The sequence below is a fragment of the Streptomyces sp. MMG1121 genome, from assembly GCF_001280015.1.
Classification (GTDB): Bacteria; Actinomycetota; Actinomycetes; order Streptomycetales; family Streptomycetaceae; genus Streptomyces.
The window spans coordinates 1-23,090 of record NZ_LGDV01000118.1 but is presented as its reverse complement, the minus strand read 5'-3'; the positions used below and the strand labels follow the sequence as shown (position 1 = coordinate 23,090).

Sequence of the window (23,090 nt, the reverse complement as noted above, 5' to 3'; positions counted from 1 at the left end):
CTACGGAGGACCGATCCGTCATGGGATCAGAATCGAACGAGAAGCTGCTCGGATACCTCAAGCGGCTCACCCTCGACCTGCACCAGGCACGCGAGCGCCTGCGCGAGCTGGAGGACGGCGACCGCGAGCCGATCGCGATCGTCGGCATGGCCTGCCGGTATCCGGGCGGGATCGACTCCCCGGCCGCCCTGTGGCGGCTGCTGGCCTCGGGCGGGGAGACCGTCGGCGCGTTCCCCCGTGACCGGGGCTGGGCCGACGGCCTGCACGACCCCGAGAACGGCGGCCGGAGCCTGACCGGCTCCGGCGGCTTCCTCTACGACGCGGCGGACTTCGACGCGGGCTTCTTCGGCATCAGCCCGCGCGAGGCCCTCGCCATGGACCCGCAGCAACGGCTGCTGCTGGAGAGCGCCTGGCGGGCCTTCGAGGACGCCGGGATCGACCCGGAGTCGGTGCGCGACACCGAGACCGGCGTGTTCACCGGGCTGTCCTGCAACGACTACGGGCTGGGGCACGGCGAGGTGCCCGAGGAGGCCGAGGGCTTCCTGACGACCGGGACGGTGGGCGGCGCCGCGTCCGGCCGGATCTCCTACACGCTCGGCCTGCGCGGCCCGGCGATCACCGTGGAGACGGCCTGCTCGTCCTCACTGGTCGCACTGCACCTGGCCGTCCGGTCGCTGCGCCAGGGCGAGTGCGCGATGGCGCTGGCGGGCGGCGCGACGGTCATGGCCACACCGCAGCTGTTCACCGAGTTCACCCGTATGCAGGGCCTGTCGCCGGACGGCCGGTGCCGCCCGTTCTCGGCCGCCGCCGCGGGCAGCGGGCTCTCCGAGGGCGTGGGTCTGCTCCTGCTGGAACGGCTGTCGGACGCGCGGCGGCTCGGTCACCCCGTGCTGGCCGTGGTGCGCGGCAGCGCGGTGAACCAGGACGGCGCCAGCAACGGCTTCACCGCACCGAGCGGGTCCGCCCAACAGCGGGTCATCCAGCAGGCGTTGAAGGACGCGCGGCTGTCGCCCGGTGACGTCCAGGTGGTGGAGGCGAGCAGCACCGGCACCGCGCTCGGCGACCCGATCGAGGCGCGCGCCCTGCTGGCCGCCTACGGCCGTGACCGTGACCGGCCGCTGCGGCTCGGCTCGTTGAAGCCCAACATCGGGCACTCCCAGGCGGCCGCGGGCGTCGCCGGGGTCATCAAGACGGTGCTGTCGATGCGGCACGGCAGGCTCCCCGCCACCCTGCATGTGGACGAGCCCACGCCGCACGTCGACTGGTCGGCGGGCGCGGTCGAACTCGTCACCGAGGAGACCGCGTGGCCCGGGACGGCGGGGCCGAAACGCGCCGCGGTGTCCTCGCAGGGCATCAGCGGCACCAACGCGCACGTGATCATCGAAGAGGCTCCGGTCGTCCTCGACGAGGCGCCGCCCGGCGAGGGGGTCCGGCCCGCCGGGCAGAACGGGCCACGTCTGCTGACCCTGTCGGCCAGGACACCGGCCGCGCTCGCCGAGCTGACCGCCCGCTACGCCGGCCTGCTCACCGACGGCGCCGATCGTGCCGACGGTGCCGACGGCGACCCGCTCGCGTCGATCTGCCGGACCACGAGCCTCGGGCGGGCGCACTTCACGCACCGGCTCACGGCCGTCGCGTCCTCGCGCGCCGAGCTGCGGGACCTGCTCACCCGCACACGCCCCGACCAGGCGCCGCCGCCCGGCGTCCGGGTCGGCGCGCGGACCCCGGCGACCAGCGGGGGCCCGGTGTTCCTGTTCACCGGCCGCCTGGACGCGCGGTACACGGGCGCGGCCGCCGAACTGGCCGAGGCCGAGCCGGTCTTCCGCCGCGCCCTGGACCGGTGCGCCGAGGCGGCCGGCGGAGAGTCAACGCCGTTCGCCGTCGCGTACGCGCTCGCCGAGCTGTGGCGGTCGTGGGGCGTGGAACCGGCCGCCGTCCTCGGCCACGGCATCGGCGAGCCGGTCGCCGCGTGCGTCACGGGCACGATGAGCCTGGAGGAGGCGCTGCGGACGCCGGCGCACACCGTCGAGCCGGAACGATTCACCGATGCCGTCGCCGCGCTGGTGAGGGACGGGCACCGGACCTTCGTGGAGATCGGGTCCGCCGTGCCGCTCCTCGACCGGGTCGAGGCGGCCGAGCACACCGCGTTCCTGCCGTCGCTGCGCGAGGGTGAGGACGCCCGCCGCACCCTCCTCGACAGCCTCGGCGCGCTCTACACCCGAGGCGTCCGGATCGACTGGACCCGCGTGCACGGCGAGCCCGCCGGGCCGCCCGCGTCCCTGCCCGGATACCCGTTCCAGCGCGAGCGCTACTGGCTCTGGACGGAGGGCCCCCGCAGGGAGGAACAGGCACCGGCTCCCGGCGGACCGCTGATCGCGCAGATCAGGCTCGTGGGCGCCGACGGCACGCCCCTGGCGCTCGCCGACGGCGTACGCCTGGAAGCGGTGCCCGGTCCGGCCGAGCCCGCCGCGCCCGGAACGGCGGGGCCCGCCGCGCCCGGGACCGAGAACGCCGCCGAGCTGGTGGCCGGCATCGTCGGCCGGGCGCGTGGTGCGGACGTCACCGGCGACGACCTGCATCTTCCGTTGCGGAGCCTCGGTGTGGACTCGTTGATCGCGATGGACGTCCGGCAGACTCTCGCCCGGCGCTTCGGTGTGGATGTTCCGTTGCGTGAGCTGCTGGACGGCCGGAGTGTGGCCGAGATCGCGCGGACCGTCCAGGAGGCCCGCGGCGGCGGTGCGGACGGGGCCGAGGAGGCCGGCGGGACGCTCGTCGCCGACCCGGCGGCCCGCCATGAGCCGTTCCCGCTGACCGACCTCCAGCAGGCCTACCTGATCGGCCGGACCGACGCCTTCGAGCTCGGCAACGTCTCCACCTCCTTCCTCGTCGAGATCGACCTGGAGGAGACCGACCTCGACCGGCTCGCCACCTCCTTCCGGCACCTCGTCGACCGGCACGACATGCTCCGCGCGGTCGTGTCCGGGGACGGGCACCAGCGGGTGCTCGCCGAGGTCCCCGACTACCGGATCGCCACCGTCGACCTGCGGGCCTGCGACGACGCCGAACGGGCTCGCCGTCTGGCCCGGATCCACGAGGAGATGCGCCACCAGGTCTTCGACACCGAGACCTGGCCGCTGTTCGACGTCCGGGCATCCCTGCTCGACGCGCGCACGACCCGGCTGCACCTCAATTTCGACGCGCTGATCATCGACGGCCGCAGCTGCGGGGTGCTCTTCCGGGAGTGGGCGCAGGCCTACCGCTCCGGGACACCCGCGACGCCCGCCCCGGCCGTCACCTACCGCGACTACGTACTCGCCGCCGCGACGACGGACACCGCGCCGCGCGAGAAGTCGCTCGCCTACTGGCAGACACGCGTCGCCTCCCTCCCGCCCGCGCCCCAGCTGCCGCTGCGACCCGGACCCGCGCCACGGCGACCGGAGTTCACCCACCGCACGGCCCGGATCGCGCCCGGGGCATGGCAGGCCTTCAAGGACAACGCCGCCACCTCCGGCATCTCGCCCTCGGCCGCCCTGTGCACCGCGTACGCGCAGGTGCTGGGCGTCTGGAGCGCCTCGCCGCGCTTCACGCTCAACCTGCTGGCGTTCAACCGGCGGTCGCTGCACGAGGACGTCGGCAGGGTCGTCGGAAACCTCAGCGCGACCACCCTGCTGGAAGTCGACACCGCTCCCGCCGAGGACTTCACCTCGGGCGCCACGCGGTTGCAGAACCAGTTGCTGACCGACCTCGAACACGGGCACGTCAGCGGCGTCGAGGTGCTGCGCGAGCTGAACCGCACCCGGGGCGGGACCGGCCTGGCGAGCATGCCCGTGGTCTTCACCAGCACCATCGGCTTCTCGGGACAGGGCGAGGACGAGCGCGGGGCGCTCACGGCACTGACCACGCTCGGCGCCTTGGGCAGGCTCGCGTCCAGCTCGGTGCGGACGCCGCAGGTGTGGCTCGACCACCAGGCTCTGGAGGAGGCCGGGGAACTGGTCCTCAACTGGGACGTGGTGGAGGAGATGTTCCCCGCAGGCGTCGTGGACGGGATGTGGGAGGCCTACCTGGACCTGGTGCGGGACCTGTGCGGCGAGGGGGCGTGGCACCGTCCGCCGTCCGTGCTCGCGCCGGTGGCCGACCTAGAGGCTCGTAGGGCGGCCAACGCCACGGACGCCCTCGTCCCCGCCGAGCTGCTGCACGACGCGTTCCTGCGGCAGGCCGCGGCCCGCCCGGACGCGCCCGCCGTCATCACCACCGCCCGCACCCTCACCTACGGCGAGCTGGACCGCCGTTCCGACCGGATCGCCCGGTGGCTGATCGACCGCGGCGCGGGCCCCGGCGTGCACGTCGGCATCGTGATGGACAAGAGCTGGGAACAGGTCGTCGCGGCACTGGGCATCCTCAAGGCGGGCGCCGCCTACGTGCCGGTCGACGCGGCCATGCCCGCCCGCCGACTGCGGACGATCATGGAGACCGCCGGTATCGAGCTGGTGCTGACCCGGTCGGCGGTCGCGGCCGGGCTCGACCTGCCGACCGGAACCCGCTCGCTGCACGTCGACACCGAGCCGGCGGACACCGGTGCGAGCGGCCCCCTGCCGCCCTCCCCGGCCGGGCCCGACGATCTCGCCTACACCATCTTCACCTCGGGATCCACCGGGGTGCCGAAGGGCGTGATGATCGAGCACACCGGCGCGGTCAACACGATCCAGGACATCAACGACCGGTACGGCGTGACCGCGCACGACCGCGTCCTGGCCCTGTCCGCGCTCAACTTCGACCTCTCGGTCTACGACGTGTTCGGCCTGCTCGCGGCCGGCGGCGCCCTGGTCCTGCCGGACGCGTCGGCGCAGCGCGAACCGGCCGCCTGGCTGGATCTCGTGAACCGGCACGGTGTGACGGTCTGGAACAGCGTCCCCGCGCTGATGGAGATGTTCGTGGAGCACGTACGGGCCCTCGGCGGTCCGCCGTCGCTGCGCGTGGTGATGATGAGCGGCGACTGGATCCCCGTCACCCTCCCCGCAGCCATCGCCGAGATCCTGCCGAACGCGCGGATCTGCAGCCTGGGCGGCGCGACCGAGGCGTCCATCTGGTCGATCCAGTACCCGATCACCCGCGTGGACCCGGCCTGGACGAGCATCCCGTACGGCAGGCCGATGCGGAACCAGCGCTTCCATGTGCTGGACGAGGCGCTGCGGCCGTGCCCGACCTGGGTACCCGGCGACCTCTACATCGCCGGGGCCGGCCTGGCCCGCGGCTACCTCGGCGACGAGGCGAAGACGCGCGCTGCGTTCTTGCGCCAGCCGACGACGGGGGAGCGGCTCTACCGGACCGGCGACCTCGGCCGCTATCTGCCGGACGGCGACATCGAGTTCCTGGGGCGGATGGACTCCCAGGTGAAGATCCAGGGGCATCGGATCGAGCTGGGCGAGGTCGAGGCGGCACTGCTGCGCCGGTCGGACGTCCGCGCGGCCGCCGTCGTGGCCGAGGGCGAGCGCGGCGGCCCCAGACGGCTCGTCGGGTACGCCGTGTCGGGCACCGCCGAGGACGAGCTGCGCGAGGCGCTCGGCCGGGAACTGCCCGGCTACATGGTGCCCGCCCGCATCGTCCTCCTGGACGAGCTGCCGCTGACCGGCAACGGCAAGGTGGACCGCCACCTCCTGCCGTCGCCCGGGGAGCCGGCCCCGCGCTCCGGCGCCGCGGTCGCACCGCGCGACGCGACCGAACGGCTTCTCGCCGAGATCTGGTCCGAGTTCTTCGCGCCCGCCGACGGGACCGTCGACGTCACCGCGGACTTCTTCGACCTCGGCGGCGACTCGATGCTCGCGGTGCGGATGATGACCCGGATCCGGCAGCGCACCGGGCGGTCGCTGCCGGTGGCCACGCTGCTCGCCCGGCCGACCGTCGCATCGCTCGCCGAGGTGCTGCGCGAGCAGCCCGGCGACGAGGGCCGGGCGGCCCTGGTCACGGTCCGGGACACCGGGAGCAGGCCCCCCCTGTTCTTCGTCCACCCGGTCGGCGGCGACGTGCTCTGCTACGCCGGGCTCGGCGCCCTCCTGGACGACGACCAGCCGTTCCACGCCCTCCAGTACCCCGACCTCGAACCCGAGCCGCAGACCGTGGCCGCCCTGGCCGCGCACTACGCCGACGCGATCACCGCACGGTTCCCGGAGGGCCCGTACCGCCTCGGCGGCTGGTCCATGGGCGGAGTGATCGCCCTGGAGATCGCCCACCTGCTCGCCGGGCGGGGCGCGACGGTCGAGCTGGTCGCGGCCGTGGACCTGCTCGAACCGCCCGGTCCCGCCGAACCCGCCTCCGACGCGGCGCTGCTGGCCCGGTTCGCCCGCGACCTGGCCGGCCTGGCGGGAAGCGACTGGAGTCCCGAGCCGGCCGACTTCGAACCCACGGGCGGCCGATCCCCGATGGAGGAACTCCTCACGCGGGCCCGGCACGCCGCCGTCCTGCCGGACGAGATCGACGCCGCCACCCTGGACCGGCTCGCGGGCCGGTTCCTGCGCCTCAGCCGCGCGCTGGCCGGCCACGTGCCCGCCGCGTACCGGGGCAGGGTCCGGCTGCTGCGGGCCATGGACGGGGCCACCGCCCCGACCACCCGGAAGTGGCTGGACCTGCTCGGCGACCGGGCACAGAGCATCGACGTGCCCGGCGACCACTACAGCGTCATGCGCTCCCCGAACCTCCAGACGCTGGCAGCCGAGCTGGGCAAGGCCCTGGAAGACCTGTGATCACAACCGGCCGATCCCACCAAATCCGCCGAACCCGCCGAACCAGGAGGACGGGATGACCACCACCATGGAGCTGCCGGCCCGGGCCGAGCCGGGCCTGACCGCCGCATCGGTCACGGACCGCGTACGGGCGTACGTCTCGGGCCTGCCGGCACACGCGCCGGAGATCGAGCGGCAGGGCCGGATTCCCGGTGACGTCCTCGACGGCCTGAAGGCCACCGGGCTGCTGCGCGCCGCCCTGCCACTGCGGCTGGGCGGTGTCGAGATGACCGTGCCGCAGATCACGCGGGCCGTCGACCTGTTGGCCGAGGGGGACGCCTCGGTCGCCTGGTGCGCCGCCGTCGCGCTGAACGCCGCGCTGGCCGTGGTCTCGCTGCCCGCGCAGGTGTTCACCGAGCTGTTCCCGGACCCGGACCTGATCACCGCGACCGTGCTGCCGCCGACCGGGCGGGCGCAGCGGCGCGACGGCGGCTACGTCCTGTCGGGCCGCTGGACCCACGGCAGCGGGATCACCCACGCCGACCGGGTGATGGCCGGGTTCCAGACCCCGGAAGGCGCCCCGAGGATCGCCGTCTTCGACGCCGCGCACGCACGGGTGCTCGACACCTGGCACACCACCGGGCTGCGCGGCACCGGCTCCCACGACTTCGAGGTCGCCGACCTGTTCGTCCCCGAACGGCACACGTTCGGGCTGGTGCCGTCCGGCACCCGGCACGAGCCGCTCCATCTGCGCGCCGACAACCTCGCCCTCAAGATGGCGGGCGTGCCGCTGGGCATCGGCAGGTCCGCGCTGAACGCCGCCAGGGAGATCCTCGCCGCCAGGCGTTCCGCGCTGCCCCGGCCGGGCGTCCCGGCCGACCTGGCGCACGCCGAGTCGCTGATCGGCGCGGCGGACGCCTACGTGTACTCCACGCTGGAGAACACCTGGACCGCGCAGGCGGCGGGCCTGGCCCCCGAACGCGGTACGGCGGCCCTGGCCCGCCAGTTCGCCCACCGGGCCTGCCGGGAGGCGGTCCAGCTCCTGTACGACGCCGTGGGATCGGCCGCCGTCTACACCGAGCGCACCCCACTCGACCGGTGCCTGCGCGACCTCATCACCGCGGGCCGCCATGTCGCGTCCGCCGAGAAGATCCTCGACGGGGTCGGCGACCTGCGCCTCGGCGGCGACCCGGCCTCACCCCACTTCTGACCCCGGCGTTTCAGGCCGGGGGGACGCGGGTGAAGCGGGAGGCCGCGCGGAGGTCCGTCCGGATGCGGTCGGCGGTGGTGCGCAGGGCGGGGAGGACGTCGTGGACGCAGGACTCAGGGGTGCGGCGGGCCGCGTGAGTGGCCACGCACACTGCGGCGACCACCCGGCCCGTGCGGTCGCGCACCGGTACGGCGATGGAGCGCAGGCCCGACTCCAGTTCCTCGTCGGCCAGGGCGTAGCCCTGGGCGCGGACCTCCGGGAAGGAGGGCGAGCTGTCCGCCAGCAGGACGCGGCCCAGGGAGGTCGCCGCCGCCGGGAGACGGGCCCCCACGGTGATGTGCACGGTCAGGACGCGGCCGGTGTCCGCCCCGGCCGTGTACTGGATCTCCGTGCCGTCGGGGGTGAGGACCGCGAGCGCGGTCGGTTCGTGCAGACGGTCCGCCAGGGCGCGCAGATGGGGTTCGGCCAGGCGGGGGAGCGTGGTGCGGGACAGGGGTGGGAAGCCGAGGTCCAGTACGCGTGGGGTGAGGGTGAAGGTGCGGTCGGGGCGCGCGCTGACCAGACCCAGGTGCTCATGGGTGAGCAGTGCGCGGCGGGCCGTGGCCCGGGACAGGCCGGTCGCCCGTGCCACCTCGGTCAGCGGCAGCGCCGAGCGGCCCGCGCCGAACGCGGTCAGCACGGTCAGACCCCGGGCCAGTGACTCCACGAAGTCCCGGCCCAGTTCGTGCTTGGACGCCGTCGTCCAGGTCGCCAGGCCCGAGGGCGGCGGGCCGGGCTCGGGCACGGGTGCCGTACGCAGGTCGGACTCCATCGCCGCCACCGCCGTACGCAGGCGGGGCAGCAGGCTGGTGCGCAGGTCGGCCGCCGAGTGCCGGCTGGTGTGGCTGACCACGCTCGCCACGCAGACCGGGCGGCCGGTGTCCGGGTCCCGTACCGGCACGGAGACCGCTACCAGCCCCGGTTCGATCAGCTGGTCGTCCAGGGCCCAGCCGTCTTGGCGCGCCCGCTCCACCCGGTCCGTGAAGGCCGTGTCGCCGGCGGGTGTCTGCCGGGGTGGTACGGCGGGGAAGGCCGTGTCCCGCGGGTCCGCGGCCCGGCGCTCCCGCCAGCGCGCCCAGTCCGGTTCGGTCCACCCGGTCGCGAACAGCGCTCCGGGCGCGGTGCGTTCGGCGGGCAGCAGGTCGCCGATGCGGAAGCTCACCGACAGCGCGCGGCGCCGGGTGGCCTGGTGGACGAAGCGGACGCCGTCGAGGTCGGCGACCGCGAGGGACACCGATTCGTCCAGCTCGTCGGCGAGGCCGTCGGCGCGCGCGCCGAGCAGCGCGGGCAGGCGCAGGGCGGCCAGATAGGCGTTGCCCAGCTCCATCACGCGCGGGGTGAGGACGACGTCCCGGCCGTCGAGGCGGACGTAGTCCATGCGGGCCAGGGTCGCGGCGATCCGGTCGACCGTGGACCGGGCGAGCCCGGTGGCCCGCTCCAGCGCACTCGGGCTCAGCACGCCGCCCGCCTCGGTCAGCCGCCGCAGCACACCGACCCCGCGGACCAGCGGCCCGACCACCTCCCCCGGCGGCCCGTCCTCGGCAGGTGCATCGGCGTCCAGTACGGATTTCCCAGGCATCGACTCTCCGGTACGGCGTTCGGGCACGCCTACGGTAAACCCGGCCGGCCGGGTGGCCGACCGCCTCACCCCCGGGAGACCCGCACCCGGTAGTTCCCCCCGGAATCCGCGTCCAGCACCTGGACCGTGATGCCGTGGCCAGGGTCCGTGAAGGTTTCGCCGGGGGAGAAGGGGGCGTCGGAGAGTTCTGCCTGGATGTTGGGGCTGCGGGTGCAGCCGCCGCTGTTGCGGTGGGCGTCGTAGACCGTGATCGGGCCGCGGCCGGTGTCGATCGTCGCGTCGACCTTGTAGATCAGGATGCCGGGGCGGCACACCGACTCGTCGTTGCCGCCCTGGGTGCGCAGTTCCAGCGCGTATCCGCTGTGGGAGTCCGTAGGCACGAACACCAGCTTCTCGCCGCCCGCCCGGGACAGCGGTGTCAGCGTGTACTCGGCGCTGCCCGGCCGGACCGCGCAGTTGATCTGAGAGACGTCCAGCCAGCCCAGTTTCCATTTGTGCCAGCCGAGCAGGTCGTTGTTGGCCCCCCAGTCCTCGCTCATGATGTCCCAGTGCCCGACCACGCCCCCGCCCTCCTGGGTGTACAGGTCGGGCAGCCCGAAGGTGTGGCTGTTCTCGTGCGGCAGCACCCGGTAGCCGGTACGGGAGTAGGAGCCGGAGCCGTCGTCCTGGCGGGAGTAGACGAAGGACGCGTTGGCGACGGGGACGCCGTCGGCGACCGGGGCGTCGCCGTTCCCGGCGAAGGTCACGGACAGGACCGTGTCCAGCGCGGAGGGGCCGGCGTTCGGGGTGGCCAGGACGTTGAGGAGGTCGTACGAGCGGAAGTCCACCCTGGGGTCGGCCGCGGCCACGAGGTCCTGCACCAGTTGCCGGTAGCCGGGGTCGAAGGGCGCGCCGCGCCCTATGCCGTACTCCTTGAAGGGCTTGGGCATCCGCAGCCAGTCGGTGACCGGCGTCTCGGGCACGTAGTCGAGACGGCCGTACGACGCGGTGCGGAACCACTGCTGGGTCTGCGGGAAGAACTCGTGGAAGCGGCTCATCGCGCTGCCCTCGCCCGGCGCGTCGGAGAAGTCGACCATCAGGGTCAGGGCGTGCACCGTGCCCGTGGAGCGGGAGTATCCGTGCGGGGTGGGGACGCCCTCGGTCATCTGGACGTCGGAACCGCCGTGGATCATGCAGGGTGCGAAGGCGGCGGAACGGGCCAGGGCGATCGGCCCGGCGGTGGTGGGCGCCGTCAGATGTCCGGCCCCGGCCGAGGTGCTGACCGCGAGGGTCAGAACGGTCACCGCGGCGAGAGCGGCCATCCGGCGCGAGCGTATCGGGCGCCCGTCGCACCCGCCCCCCTCCCCCGCAGGGTCCTCGTCCGTGACGAACCCCTCGTCGGCCGCGCCTCCGGGGGACAGGCACTCGGCGGGGACGCGCTCGTGAGGGAGGCGTATGTGGCGGGGCGGCTGCGGCGGCATGCGTCAACCTCTCGCTCCACGGCAGCCGCGGATCTCCGGCTGCACCCTTGCGCTCACCCTGTGTCGAGGGGGGAGCCAGGCGCGCGCTGGAGGAGACCGATCGTGGGAAAGCGGGCCCGCAAGAGGGTGAATCCCGACCGGAGATGAGTGTGGCTCAGGTCACAGGCATTCTCTTTGTGGGCGGGAAATAACCGGGGACCCCTTCCCCGTTTAACCGTGTGTCCGAGCGAAACGGGGACTGCTTCCCCGGATCGCGATCATCGCCCCCGGCAGGAACGACCCCGTGGGGCTCCCGCACACTTTCGAGGAGTAGACCGTGTCGACCGCGACCACCCCGGCACCGCGCAAGATGCCCCGGCCCCGGGCCGACGCCGTGCGCAACCGGGAGCGGATCGTCACCGCCGCCCAGGAGATGTTCGTCGAGGACGGTCCGCATGTGCCGCTGGACGACATCGCCCGCAGGGCCGGCGTCGGCAACGCCACGGTGTACCGCAACTTCCCCGACCGCGACGCCCTCGTCCGCGAGGTCGTCTGCTCCGTCATGGACCGTACGGCCGAGGCGGCCGAGCTGGCTCTCGCCGAGACCGGGGACGCCTTCGCCGCACTGGAGCACTTCGTGCACACCTCCGCCGACGAGCGGATCAGCGCGCTGTGCCCGATGATCTCCAGCACCTTCGACCGGTTCCACCCCGACCTGGAAGCCTCCCGCGAGCGCCTGGAGCAGCTCGTCGAGGAGGTCATGAGCCGGGCCAGGGCGGCAGGGCAGCTCCGGCCGGACGTCGGTGTCGGCGACCTGATGATCGCCGTGGCCCAGCTGAGCCGGCCCCCGGCCGGCACGGACTGCCTGCACAACGACCGTTTCGTCCACCGCCATCTGCAGCTGTTCCTCGACGGCCTGCGGGCACCCGCCCGCTCCGCCCTGCCGGGTGAGGCCGTGACCATCGGGGAGCTGCGCAAGGGCTGACCGATCAGTTCGGCTCCCCGCCCCAGTCCACCCCCACAGCGGCCGTCACCGTGGACGAGCCGTAGTGGCAGGTTCCGTTTTTTCGCTCTACTTCATCTTTTCCGGCGAAGTCCTCCCTCTCGTTCTCCCTCGTCCTCCCTCTCGTTTTCCGTCACGAAAGTTCCGAAGTGGGTAACCCCATGTCCGAAACAGCCCGCAAGGCTTCCGGCGCCGCCGCCCCGAGCGGTGACGCCAACCGCTGGAAGGCGCTCGTCTTCATCGCGCTCGCCCAGCTGATGGTCGTCCTCGACGCCACCATCGTGAACATCGCGCTGCCCTCCGCCCAGACCGACCTCGGCATATCCGAGGGCAACAAGCAGTGGGTCGTCACGGCCTACGCCCTCGCCTTCGGCGGTCTGCTGCTCTTCGGCGGCCGGATCGCCGACAAGTGGGGCCGCAAGCGCGCCTTCGTCACCGGTCTGATCGGCTTCGCCCTCGCCTCCGCGCTCGGCGGCGCCGCCACCACCGGCGCGATGATGTTCGGCGCCCGCGCCCTCCAGGGCGTCTTCGGCGCGCTGCTCGCCCCGGCCGCGCTCTCCCTGCTCGCGGTGATGTTCACCGACGCCAAGGAGCGCGCCAAGGCGTTCGGCATCTACGGCGCCATCGCCGGCGGCGGCGGTGCCGTGGGCCTGATCCTCGGCGGCTTCCTCACCGAGTACCTGAACTGGCGCTGGACCTTCTTCGTGAACGTCCCGTTCGCCGTCATCGCCGCGGCCGGCGCCTACTTCGTCATCCGCGAGCCCAAGGGCGGCCGCAACCGCTCCCCGCTCGACATCCCCGGCGTGCTCCTGTCCAGCCTCGGCCTGATCGCCCTCGTCTACGGCTTCACGCGCGCCGAGTCCAACGGCTGGGGCGACGCCGTGACCGTCTCGATGTTCGTCGCGTCCGCGGTGCTGCTGCTCGCCTTCGTGGTCGTCGAGTCCCGGGTCAAGGCCCCGCTGCTGCCGCTGCGCGTGGTGACCGACCGCAACCGCGGCGGTATCTACCTCTCCCTCGGCCTCGCGATCATCGGCATGTTCGGCCTGTTCCTCTTCCTGACCTACTACCTCCAGGTCGTGAAGGGCTACTCGCCGGTCAAGACCGGCTTCGCGTTCCTGCCGATGGTGGCCGGCATGATCACGGGCTCCACCCAGATCGGCGCCCGTCTGATGACCCGGATCCCGGCGCGCTTCCTGATGGGTCCCGGCTTCCTGGTCGCCGCGCTCGGCATGCTGATCCTGACCCAGCTGAAGATCGACACCTCGTACGGCACCCAGCTGCTGCCCGCGATGGTGCTGCTCGGCCTCGGCATGGGCACGGCCTTCATGCCGGCGATGTCCCTGGCCACCCAGGGTGTCCAGCCCCGGGACGCCGGTGTCGCCTCCGCGATGGTCAACACCTCGCAGCAGGTGGGCGGCGCGATCGGCACCGCGCTGCTGAACACCATCGCCGCCTCGGCGATGACGTCGTACGTCAAGGACCACATCGCCGGCGCCGCGACCAGGCCGCAGCAGGAGCTGGTGAAGCTCCAGGGCATGGTGCACGGCTACAGCTCCGCGATCTGGCTCGCCGTCGGCATCCTGGCGCTGGCCTCGCTGATCGCGTTCACCTTCGTCAACGCCGGCCGCCCGGGCTCCACCCCGGTGGCCTCCGGCGACGGCGCCGAGAACGCCGAGGACGCCGTGCCGGTGCCGGTGGTGGCCCACTGACGGTGAGCCGCTAGCGGAGCCAGGGCAGGTCCGCACCCGCTTCGTTGGGCTGGAGGCCCTCGGCGACGATCTCCATGATCTCGCCGAGGGCCTTCTGCTGTTCCTGGGAGAGCCGGTCGAACATCGCCTGCCGCACGGCGTCCACATGGCCCGGCGCGGTGCGCTTGAGCACCGCGAGCCCCTCGTCCGTGAGGACCGCGAACTGGCCGCGCTTGTCCGAGGGACAGTCCTCGCGGCGCACCCAGCCGTTCTTCTCCAGCCGCGCGACCGCGTGCGACAGCCGGGAGCGGGTGATCTTCGACTTCATCGCCAGTTCGGTCATCCGCAGCCGCCGCCGCGGCGCCTCGGCGAGGCCGACGAGCAGCCCGTAGTAGATGTGCGGCATGCCCGCGTCACGCTGGAGCTGCCGGTCGAGGTGGTCCTCCAGCAGGGTGGTGGCGTGCATGTACGCACGCCAGACGCGCTGTTCCCCGTCGGTGAGCCAGCGATGCCGTGCGTCGGCGGAGTCGGGTGCCGTGTTCATGTCTCCCACTGTACGAGCCGTCTCCTTGAAACTTGAACAAGTCGGGCGTAGTCTCTGCATAGAACTTGAGAGTTAAAGCAAAGTATCCGTGGGGAGCCACCGCCATGTCCACTGCGTCCGCCATGCCTGCCATGCCCCCTGGAACGCGGGAACGCGTCCCGCAGGAGCGCGTGCCGGCGGAGGGCACGCGCGTGGAGGGCACGCCGGAGGGGCGTATGCCCGCCCTCTATCTCAGCCATGGCGCGCCTCCCCTCGCCGACGACCCCGTCTGGCCCGGCCAGCTCGCAGCCTGGTCCGCCGGCCTGCCCCGCCCGAAGGCGATTCTCATGGTCTCCGCCCACTGGGAGGAGGCCCCGCTCGCGCTGGGTGCCGTGCGTACGGTCCCGCTCGTCCACGACTTCTGGGGCTTCCCCGAGCACTACTACCGGGTCCGGTACGACGCCCCCGGCGCCCCCGGGCTCGCCGAGTCCGTGCGCAAGCTGCTGCGCGCCCCCGGCATCCCCGTCCAGGACATCCCCGACCGCGGCCTCGACCACGGTGCCTACGTCCCGCTCGTCGAGATGTACCCGGCCGCCGACATCCCCGTCCTGCAGATCTCCCTGCCCACCCTCGACCCGGTCCGCCTGATGGACATCGGCCGCAAGCTCGCCCCCTTGCGGGACGAGGGGGTGCTGATCGTCGGTTCCGGCTTCTTCACCCACAACCTCGCCGCCCTGCGGTACACGGGCGGGGGCGTGCCCAGCTGGTCCTCCGAGTTCGACGACTGGGGCCGTGCCGCCCTGGAGGCCCGGGACTGGGACGCCCTGCTGGACTTCCTGGACAAGGCCCCGGCCGGCCGCTACGCCCACCCGCGCACCGAACACTTCGCCCCGCTCTTCGTCACCATGGGCGCGGCCGAGGCGGGCGGCGAGCTGGACGCGCAGAGGTCCGTGATCGACGGGTTCTGGATGGGCATGGCGAAGCGGTCGGTGCAGTTCGGCTGAGGAGTGACGTGCGCGACCTTCGCCCGGTAAGGGCCGCATGTGGCGTACCCCTGGTTTTGTTGTGATTCGGTTTCCGTGGCAACCATCGGCCGGCACGGGCCGTCTTCCGGGTGGGAGGGTGGCCAAGGGCGGCGCTCTCCCGAAGTGAAGGTGGTCGCGGTGTCGCATGTGAGGGCCGTCTCACGGACAGGGCGATTGCGGTCTTGGACCGCTGCGAGGCGGTCGAGATCTCCCTCGACTCCCAGCCTGACCTGCAGCTCTGTACGTTCTGCGGCGCCCTGACGCCCGTGCGGCGCAACAGGGTACTGCATGATCAGAAAAATTGAGGGGCAGGTTGGGAATTCTGTCCGGATTCCAGTCGTTGTTTCCATCGGATGCAGGGCACACGAGGAGAGTTCCCCCACAGTCCCCGGAGTGCTGAGCGCCCACCAGGACCACCGCCCCAACGCAAGGGAGCACGCATGGCAACCCGTGCCGTCGCCCGTCGTCAGTCCGCCTCCGGCGAGACGGCCGACTCGGCAAGCAGGCTTCGCGCACATGGCGGCGAGATCGCCGACCGTGACCTGGTCGGTATGTACCTCGACGAGATCGCGCGCACGCCACTGCTCGACGCCGCGAAGGAGGTCGAGCTGTCCCAGACCATCGAGGCGGGTGTCTTCGCGCGGCAGGTCCTCGACGGCGAGGAGGAGTCCGCGTCGGATGCCACCCGTGAGGAGCTGGAAGCGCTGGTGACCGCCGGCGAGCGGGCCAAGGACGTCTTCATCCGCTCCAACCTCCGCCTGGTCGTCGCCGTGGCCCGGCGCTACCCGCGCAGTGGCCTGCCCCTGCTGGACCTGATCCAGGAGGGCAACGCCGGCCTGGTGCGCGCGGTGGAGAAGTTCGACTACCGCAAGGGCTTCAAGTTCTCGACGTACGCCACCTGGTGGATCCGTCAGGCCATCACCCGCTCCATCGCCGACCAGTCCCGCACGATCCGGCTCCCCGTCCACCTGGTGGAGGAGCTGGGCCGTATCCGCCGCGTCCAGCGTGAGTTCAACCGCGAGAACGGCCGCGACCCGGAGCCCGCGGAGATCGCCGCGGAGCTGGGCTCGACACCGGAGCGTGTCACCGACGTCCTCGACTGGGCCCGCGACCCGGTCTCGCTGAACATGGCGGTGGACGACGAGGGCGACACCCAGTTCGGCGACCTCCTGGAGGACACCTCGGCGGTCTCTCCCGAGCAGTCCGTCATGACGCTGCTGCGCAGCGAGGAACTGGACGACCTGATCGGCCGTCTGGACCAGCGCACGGCCTCCATCATCAAGATGCGTTACGGCATCGAGGACGGCCGCGAGCGGACCCTGACGGAGGTCGGCAAGGAGCACGGTCTGACCCGCGAGCGGATCCGCCAGATCGAGAAGCACGCACTGCTGGAGCTGAAGAAGCTGGCGCGGGACACCGGGTTCGACGCGGCGGCGTAAGGGATGCGGGGGCGGCGGCGTACCGGCTTGCAGGAGCAGGGAAGGCGGGGAAGGGGGCGCGGTTGCGTGGGCGTACGGGGCTGGGGACGCGGCTGCGCCTGGTGTGCGTCGTTGTGGGGCGTGCGCTGCCCGGGGCCGCGCACGCCGGTGGCGAAAGACGGCGCAAACATGGCGTAGTCCGATCGCTTCAACGCCCGGGCCCGCGGGAACAACCCATGCGTGCCCCGCGAACCGCGACCGCACTCCCCACAGCACCGCGACACAGTGCATCCGCTCCGCACCTGACACCGAACCTGACACCGCACGGCACCACACCACAGCCGCACCGCACGGCGACCATCGCACCGCCGGCCGTCCCCACGTGAGCCACGTCCCGACGCACTATCCCCCCCGGCGCCGGGACCTCCCAAGGCCGGGCTTCGGCACCCATCCCCCCCGGGTGCCGGAGCCCGGCTCTCTCATGTCCACGCGGCCGGACCGTAACTCCCGCACGTGACAGGCCTGTTGTGTGCCCCGGACGGCCTGTGCACGGGCGCACGGCGCCGTGGCCGTCCAGCCGTACGGAGGCCGTCGTCGAGGGCTGGTTCGGCCAACTACGGCCGGGCCGTGAGCCGTTGCCCGGCCGGCGGGACCGCAGGCGCGATCGCCGCGCCCGGGAGGTGCTGGAACGGCGGCCCACCCCGTACCTGAACCCCGGGGTGGACCGCCGGATGGCAGATTCTGCCACATGGGCATAGCCTGCCCGGATGAGCACCACCCCCAGCGCCGCTGACCAGCCGTTTTCCGCCTCCGCACCGGTCTCGCTGACCGAACGCAGGAAGGCCGAGACCCGGATGGAGATCGCCCGGGCGGCGGGCGGCCTGTTCGTCCGCCGTGGCCTGCGGGCGACCCGCGCCGAGGACATCGCCCAGGCCGCGGGCATCGCGCCCCGTACCTTCTACCGCTACTTCGCCACCAAGGAGGAAGCGGTCGCCCCGCTCTACGCCGCCGGCGCCCAGCGCTGGGCGGAAGCGGTCCGCGCGGCCCCGGCCCACCTCGGCGTCCCGGAGGCGCTGGAACACGCCGTCCAGCACACCCTCACCCCCGGCATCGGCGTCTCGGCGGCGTCCTGGGAGTGGGTCCGCACCCTCATCCGCCTGGCCGACACCAGCCCGGCCCTGCGCAAGGTCTGGGCCGAGGTGTGCCAGGCATCGGAGACGACGCTGGGCGAGATCCTCGCGACGCGGGGGGAGGCCCTCGGAGCCGGCCCGGTGCCCGCCGGGCCCCGCCCGGTCACCCCTGCCCTCCGCTTCGCCGCGGCCGTCGCCGGTGCGGCCGTCCGCGTGGCCGTGGAGTCCTGGGCCGCCACCTCCGAGCCGCCCACCGGCCCGCAGGGCCCGGCGGCCCTGGCCCTGCGCAATCTCGGGGCCCTGCGCGGCTTCGCCTGGGGCGGGGAGGACTAGACCGTCCCGCGGGATCCGGTTCCGGGGTCCGGCAGGGGGTCCGGGGGCAGGGTCGATCCGGGAGACGCGTCCCGGTGCGGGGTACTGGCGGCGGGGTCCTGGGGGCGGGTTCCAGTCAGGCTCCGGTCAGGTTCCGTCGGACGGCCGCACGCCCCCCGCCCGGCTCAGCCGGCTCCCCAACTCCCGTACACACTCCACGAGTTCGCCCGGCTCCCGTACCGTGAACTCCACCCCGGCCATCGCCAGCCGTACCGCCAGCCACTCCACCGGATCGCCGGACGTGCCCCTCAGGACGCAGCCGCCCTCCCCGTCGTCCTCCGGCACCCCGAGCCACGCCGGCACGTGCGCGGAGACCCGCTCGGCCGGTGCGGCGAAGCGCACCGTGAACTCGTACGTCTCCTGCCGCCGGTGGATGGACTGCCGCAGATACTCGGCGGCGTCCCCCGCCGGCAACTCCCGCGGCGCGAACCGCACCCCGGTCGCGAACGGCTCGCTCACCCGGTCCACCCGGAACGTACGCCAGTCGGCGCGGTCGAGGTCGTAGGCGACCAGGTACCACCGCCGTCCCGTCGACACCAGCCGGTGCGGCTCGGTCAGCCGGCGCGACTCGTCGCCCTCCTTGTCCCGGTACGCGAACCGCAGCCGCTCGTGCCCCGCCACCGTCGAGGCCATCACGGTCAGCGTCTCGGGCGCGATGCTCGCCCCGTCCCCGCTGGTCAGCGGGGTGGTCGCGGCCTGCAGCGTGGACACCCGGTGCCGCAGCCGGGCCGGCAGCACCTGTTCCAGCTTGGCCAGGGCCCGTACCGACGCCTCGTCCACGCCCGCCACCGCGTGTCCGGCACCGGCCCGCAGCCCCACCGCGATCGCCACCGCCTCCTCGTCGTCCAGCACCAGCGGAGGCATCGCCTTGCCCGCGACCAGCCGGTATCCGCCGTCCGCGCCCTTCGTGGCCTGTACCGGATAGCCCAGCTCCCGCAGCCGGTCGATGTCCCGCCGCACGGTACGGCGGGACACCCTGAGCCGTTCGGCCAGCTCACCGCCGGGCCACTCGCGCGGAGTCTGGAGAAGCGACAGCAACTGCAGCAGCCGAGCCGGTGTGTCGGTAGTCATGCATACGAGCATGCCGTACGACTAGGACACGATCTGACCTAATGGGGACGTAGGTTCACGTCATGACCTCGAACGACCGCAACGCCGCCGACGGGCGCGGGACCGTATCCACCACGGGCTCCAGCGCGGGGCGCGCCGAGCCGCAGACGCGCGACACCGAGCCGCAGCCGACGTCCGGCCGGGACCGGGACGCCGCGGCATCCCGTACCCCGATCCGTACGGCAGCCCCCGCGCCGCTTCCCGGACCTTCATCCGACCGCACTCGCTGGCTGGCCCTGGCGATCGTCATGACCGCGGCCTTCATGGACCTGGTGGACGTGACGATCGTCAACATCGCCATCCCGTCCATCCAGCGGGACGCCGGCGCCTCGGTCAGCCAGATCCAGTGGATCACCGCCGGTTACGCCCTCGCCTTCGCCGCCGGCCTGATCACCGGCGGCCGGCTCGGCGACATCCACGGCCGCAGGCGGCTCTTCCTGCTCGGCATCGGCGGCTTCACGCTCGCCTCCGCGCTGTGTGGTTTCGCGGTGAACCCGGAGATGCTGGTCGCCTCCCGCATACTGCAGGGCGGCATGGCGGCGATGATGGTGCCGCAGGTGCTGTCGATCGTGCACGCCACCTTCCCGGCCCACGAGCGCGGCAAGGTCTTCGGCCTGTTCGGCGCGATCGTCGGCCTGGGCGCGGTCTCCGGCCCGCTGCTCGGCGCGCTGCTGACGGAGTGGAACCTGTTCGGCCTCGAATGGCGCCCCATCTTCCTCATCAACCTGCCGGTCGGCGTCATGGCCTGGCTGCTCGGCCGCCGCTTCATCACCGAGTCCAAGGCCCCCAAGGCGCTGAAGCTGGACCTCGTCGGCGTCGCCCTGGTCTCGCTGGGCCTGCTGATGCTGCTCTACCCGCTCACCCGCGGCCGCGAGCTGGGCTGGCCGCTGTGGGGGTACGTCTCGATGGCGGGCGCGCTCGTCGTGTTCGCGGCGCTGGTGGCGTACGAGCGGCGCAAGGCGGCCCGCGACGGCTCTCCGCTGGTCGAGCTGTCCCTGTTCCGGGTGAAGAGCTTCGCCGCCGGCATCGCCGTACAGACCGTCTTCGGTGTCGCGCTCGGCATCTTCTTCCTGGTCTGGACGCTGTACATGCAGATCGGTCTGGGCTGGAGCCCGCTGCGCGCGGGGCTGACCGGGGTGCCGTTCTCGATCGCGGTGTCCGTGGCCGCCGGGATGTCGGTGCAGAAGCTGGTCCCGCGCTTCGGCCGCAAGGTGCTCCAGTCGGGCGCGCTGGTGATGGGCGCGGGTGTGCTGGTCTACCTGTGGGAGGCCCACCACTACGGCCTCGCCATCGCCTCCTGGCAGATGGCCCTGCCGCTGGTCGTGATGGGTGCCGGCATGGGGCTGATCGTCGCCCCGCTGACGGACGCGGTGCTCTCGGAGGTGCCGCGCGAGCACGCCGGTTCCGCGTCCGGGCTGATCAACACCGTGCAGCAGATGGGCAACGCGCTCGGGCTGGGGCTCGTTTCGGTGGTGTTCTTCGGCGAGATCGGCGACCGGCTGGCTCCGGCCCAGGTCGGCCCGGCCTTCGTGCACGCATTCCAGCACGCGCTGTGGTGGGTCGCCGGGGTCATGGGCGCGATCTTCCTGCTGATGTCCGCCCTGCCCAAGCGGCCGGCCCAGCATGTGGAGGGTGCGGCGGACGAGGAACTGCCGGCGCCGGAGAAGGAGCCCGAGCTGGTGTCCTGACCAGGCAGGACGCAAGGCCCGGCACCGAACAGGTGCCGGGCCTTTCTGTCGTCCCGGCAGAGCCGGAAGTCCGTTCATGCCCGATTGAAGTCTGAACCTGTTTACTTTCCGGAAATTCGGACGTAGCCTCGCACTGAAACCACACGTTCGGGCATGATCCGGAAGTGGTCGGAAGCGGCGGGAGGCATCCGGAGGTATCCGGGGGCGACCGGACAACGATTCGATCGAGTCGATCGCAGCAGGTGGAGGCGAGCGGAATGTACGCACCGGAACGGCAGCAGGAGATCCTCCGGATCGCCCGTGACGGCGGCCGGGTGGACGTGCTGTCGCTCGCCGAGGAGTTCCAGGTCACTGCGGAAACCATTCGCCGTGACCTGAAGGCCCTCGACCGCGCCGGTCTCGTCCGCCGGGTGCACGGCGGCGCCATCCCGGCCGGCCGCCTCGACTTCGAACCGGACCTCGCCGAACGCGAGTCCACCGCCGCCGACGAGAAGGACCGCATCGCCAAGGCCGCCCTCGCCGAACTGCCGACCGAGGGCACGATGATCCTCGACGCGGGTACGACGGTCGCGCGGGTCGCCGCCGCGATCCCGCTGGAGTCCTCCCTCACGGTCGTCACGCACAGCCTGCCCATCGCCGCCCGCCTCGCCGACCACCCCGGTATCCAGCTCCATCTGGTCGGGGGGCGCGTACGGCACCGCACGCGCGCCGCCGTGGACGCCTGGGCGCTGCGCGCATACGGCGAGATCCGGGCGGACGTGCTGTTCGTGGCGGCCAACGGCTTCTCCGCCGAGCACGGTCTGACCACCCCCGACCTCGCCGAGGCCGCGGTCAAGCGGGCCGCCGTCGCCGCCGCCCGCCGCGTGGTGCTGCTGGCCGACTCCGCCAAGTACGGCCAGGAGCACTTCGCCCGCTTCGGCGACCTGAGCGACGTGGACCTGCTGATCACCGACAGCGGGCTGAGCCCGGAAGACTCCGCCGCCATCGAACGCGGCGGCACGGAAGTAGTGCGCGCATGATCCTCACCGTCACCCCCAACCCCTCCCTCGACCGCACCTACGAGGTCCCCACCCTGGAACGCGGCGAGGTCATCCGCGCCACCGGCGAACGCATGGACCCGGGCGGCAAGGGCGTGAACGTCTCGCGCGCCGTCGCCGCCGCCGGACGGCGCACGGTCGCCGTCCTGCCCCTGGGCGGTGCGCCGGGGGCGCTCGTCGCGGATCTGCTCGACGCGCAGGGCATCGAGGTCGCGCCGGTCCCGGTCGCCGGCGCCACCCGCTCCAACATCGCGCTCGCGGAGTCCGACGGGGTGCTCACCAAGATCAACGCGCCGGGCCCGGAGCTGTCCGCGGAGGAACAGGAGCTCCTCCTGGACACGGTGCGCGCCCAGTCGCGCGACGCCGACTGGATCGCGTGCTGCGGCAGCCTGCCCCGGGGGCTCGCGCCCTCGTGGTACGCCGACGTCGTCACGCGGGCGCACGCCGGAGGCGCACGTATCGCCCTGGACACCTCGGGGCGCGCGCTGCTGGAGGCGCTGTGTGCGCGGCCCGACGTGGTGAAGCCGAACGCCGAAGAGCTCGCGGAAGCCGTCGCGCGCCCCCTGGCAACCGTGGGTGACGCCCTGAAGGCGGCCGAGGAGTTGCGCGGCATGGGCGCACGCGCCGTGCTCGCGAGCCTGGGCGCCGACGGGCAGCTCCTCGTGGAGGACAGGGGCGCCTGGTTCGCCCGCGCGCGCGTGGACAACGTCCGCAGCAACGTCGGCGCCGGCGACTCCTCCCTCGCCGGCTTCCTGATCGCCGGCGGCAGCGGTCCCGAGGCCCTCGCCTCCGCCGTCGCCCACGGCGCCGCCGCCGTCCAGCTCCCCGGCAGCGTGATGCCGACCCCAGCCGACCTGGACCCGGCGGCGGTGACCGTCACGGCCGAGATCCCGCTCGACCGCGAACTGACGGAGCCGGTGTCATGACCCCCCTCACGCCCCGTGGTGCACGCCCCGGCACCCGGCGACTGGGAGCGCGCCCCGCATCCACGCGCCCCACCCGACCGGCCCCGAAACGGCGAGACTCCCCGTTACTCGCCGTGGCCACCCGGCGGCACCACCGGCCGAGCCACGGTGCCGCCTCCGGGAGGCGGGGTTTCCCCGGCCCCGTCTC

The 23,090-nt window shown here is 72.9% G+C and carries 14 protein-coding genes; 10 read left to right on the top strand and 4 right to left on the bottom strand.

The window, feature by feature from the left end; genetic code table 11:
- Nucleotides 1-20 precede the first annotated feature (20 nt).
- Together ADK64_RS11190 and ADK64_RS11185 are read left to right on the top strand one after the other, a co-directional pair.
- Nucleotides 21-6,737, top strand: a complete 6,717-nt coding sequence (locus tag ADK64_RS11190) for a hybrid non-ribosomal peptide synthetase/type I polyketide synthase (protein ID WP_053657665.1) — start codon at nt 21-23, stop codon at nt 6,735-6,737.
- 55 nt (nt 6,738-6,792) lie between these two features.
- Entirely contained in the window at nt 6,793-7,926 is a 1,134-nt protein-coding gene (locus ADK64_RS11185; RefSeq protein ID WP_053657663.1) for an acyl-CoA dehydrogenase family protein, read from the top strand.
- A 10-nt stretch (nt 7,927-7,936) separates the two neighbouring features.
- Here ADK64_RS11185 and ADK64_RS11180 read toward each other — a convergent pair whose 3' ends face one another.
- Both ADK64_RS11180 and ADK64_RS11175 read right to left on the bottom strand, forming a co-directional pair.
- On the bottom strand, nt 7,937-9,544 hold the full coding sequence (locus ADK64_RS11180) for an IclR family transcriptional regulator domain-containing protein (protein WP_053657662.1): 1,608 nt from the start codon (nt 9,542-9,544) through the stop codon (nt 7,937-7,939).
- Between the two features lie 65 nt (nt 9,545-9,609).
- Entirely contained in the window at nt 9,610-10,845 is a 1,236-nt protein-coding gene (locus ADK64_RS11175) for a M6 family metalloprotease domain-containing protein (RefSeq protein ID WP_053657660.1), read from the bottom strand.
- A 508-nt stretch (nt 10,846-11,353) separates the two neighbouring features.
- Here ADK64_RS11175 and ADK64_RS11170 point away from each other — a divergent pair.
- Both ADK64_RS11170 and ADK64_RS11165 read left to right on the top strand, forming a co-directional pair.
- The gene (locus ADK64_RS11170; protein WP_199829586.1) at nt 11,354-11,968 is read left to right on the top strand and encodes a TetR/AcrR family transcriptional regulator; all 615 of its coding nucleotides are present in this window, start codon (nt 11,354-11,356) and stop codon (nt 11,966-11,968) included.
- Nucleotides 11,969-12,147: 179 nt separating this feature from the next.
- A complete protein-coding gene (locus tag ADK64_RS11165; protein ID WP_053657656.1) occupies nt 12,148-13,695 on the top strand; it encodes an MFS transporter in 1,548 nt (515 codons plus the stop codon).
- A gap of 10 nt (nt 13,696-13,705) precedes the next feature.
- On the opposite strand, the gene ADK64_RS11160 is transcribed toward ADK64_RS11165, so the two are convergent.
- Complete coding sequence (locus tag ADK64_RS11160; RefSeq protein ID WP_053657654.1) at nt 13,706-14,218, bottom strand: MarR family winged helix-turn-helix transcriptional regulator; 513 nt, start codon at nt 14,216-14,218, stop codon at nt 13,706-13,708.
- Nucleotides 14,219-14,433: 215 nt separating this feature from the next.
- On the opposite strand from ADK64_RS11160, the gene ADK64_RS11155 reads away from it, so the two are divergent.
- From ADK64_RS11155 to ADK64_RS11145, 3 genes are all read left to right on the top strand, one after another.
- Complete coding sequence (locus ADK64_RS11155) at nt 14,434-15,201, top strand: dioxygenase (protein ID WP_053658207.1); 768 nt, start codon at nt 14,434-14,436, stop codon at nt 15,199-15,201.
- 461 nt (nt 15,202-15,662) lie between these two features.
- A complete protein-coding gene (locus ADK64_RS11150; RefSeq protein ID WP_053657652.1) occupies nt 15,663-16,661 on the top strand; it encodes a sigma-70 family RNA polymerase sigma factor in 999 nt (332 codons plus the stop codon).
- A gap of 833 nt (nt 16,662-17,494) precedes the next feature.
- Nucleotides 17,495-18,103 (top strand): TetR/AcrR family transcriptional regulator, encoded by a 609-nt coding sequence (locus ADK64_RS11145; protein ID WP_053658205.1) that lies wholly within the window; start codon nt 17,495-17,497, stop codon nt 18,101-18,103.
- Nucleotides 18,104-18,229: 126 nt separating this feature from the next.
- Here the strand turns inward: ADK64_RS11145 and ADK64_RS11140 are convergent, their stop codons facing one another.
- Complete coding sequence (locus ADK64_RS11140; RefSeq protein ID WP_199829568.1) at nt 18,230-19,213, bottom strand: helix-turn-helix transcriptional regulator; 984 nt, start codon at nt 19,211-19,213, stop codon at nt 18,230-18,232.
- 287 nt (nt 19,214-19,500) lie between these two features.
- Here ADK64_RS11140 and ADK64_RS11135 point away from each other — a divergent pair, with 287 nt between their 5' ends.
- From ADK64_RS11135 to pfkB, 3 genes are all read left to right on the top strand, one after another.
- Nucleotides 19,501-20,940, top strand: coding sequence for an MFS transporter (locus ADK64_RS11135; RefSeq protein ID WP_234384546.1), 1,440 nt, complete (start codon nt 19,501-19,503; stop codon nt 20,938-20,940).
- A 257-nt stretch (nt 20,941-21,197) separates the two neighbouring features.
- Entirely contained in the window at nt 21,198-21,959 is a 762-nt protein-coding gene (locus tag ADK64_RS11130) for a DeoR/GlpR family DNA-binding transcription regulator (protein ID WP_053657648.1), read from the top strand.
- Entirely contained in the window at nt 21,956-22,903 is a 948-nt protein-coding gene (pfkB, locus tag ADK64_RS11125) for a 1-phosphofructokinase (RefSeq protein ID WP_053657646.1), read from the top strand. The genes ADK64_RS11130 and pfkB overlap by 4 nt, the downstream gene beginning before the upstream one ends.
- Nucleotides 22,904-23,090: the final 187 nt, after the last annotated feature.

Excerpts from the sequence above, each read along its gene's own strand:
- ADK64_RS11190 (WP_053657665.1), top strand. The coding sequence starts at position 21 with ATGGGATCAGAATCGAACGAGAAGCTGCTCGGATACCTCAAGCGGCTC.
- ADK64_RS11185 (WP_053657663.1), top strand. The coding sequence starts at position 6,793 with ATGACCACCACCATGGAGCTGCCGGCCCGGGCCGAGCCGGGCCTGACC.
- ADK64_RS11180 (WP_053657662.1), bottom strand. The coding sequence starts at position 9,544 with ATGCCTGGGAAATCCGTACTGGACGCCGATGCACCTGCCGAGGACGGG.
- ADK64_RS11175 (WP_053657660.1), bottom strand. The coding sequence starts at position 10,845 with ATGGCCGCTCTCGCCGCGGTGACCGTTCTGACCCTCGCGGTCAGCACC.
- ADK64_RS11170 (WP_199829586.1), top strand. The coding sequence starts at position 11,354 with ATGCCCCGGCCCCGGGCCGACGCCGTGCGCAACCGGGAGCGGATCGTC.
- ADK64_RS11165 (WP_053657656.1), top strand. The coding sequence starts at position 12,148 with ATGTCCGAAACAGCCCGCAAGGCTTCCGGCGCCGCCGCCCCGAGCGGT.
- ADK64_RS11160 (WP_053657654.1), bottom strand. The coding sequence starts at position 14,218 with ATGAACACGGCACCCGACTCCGCCGACGCACGGCATCGCTGGCTCACC.
- ADK64_RS11155 (WP_053658207.1), top strand. The coding sequence starts at position 14,434 with ATGCCCGCCCTCTATCTCAGCCATGGCGCGCCTCCCCTCGCCGACGAC.
- ADK64_RS11150 (WP_053657652.1), top strand. The coding sequence starts at position 15,663 with ATGGCAACCCGTGCCGTCGCCCGTCGTCAGTCCGCCTCCGGCGAGACG.
- ADK64_RS11145 (WP_053658205.1), top strand. The coding sequence starts at position 17,495 with ATGGAGATCGCCCGGGCGGCGGGCGGCCTGTTCGTCCGCCGTGGCCTG.
- ADK64_RS11140 (WP_199829568.1), bottom strand. The coding sequence starts at position 19,213 with ATGACTACCGACACACCGGCTCGGCTGCTGCAGTTGCTGTCGCTTCTC.
- ADK64_RS11135 (WP_234384546.1), top strand. The coding sequence starts at position 19,501 with ATGACCGCGGCCTTCATGGACCTGGTGGACGTGACGATCGTCAACATC.
- ADK64_RS11130 (WP_053657648.1), top strand. The coding sequence starts at position 21,198 with ATGTACGCACCGGAACGGCAGCAGGAGATCCTCCGGATCGCCCGTGAC.
- pfkB (WP_053657646.1), top strand. The coding sequence starts at position 21,956 with ATGATCCTCACCGTCACCCCCAACCCCTCCCTCGACCGCACCTACGAG.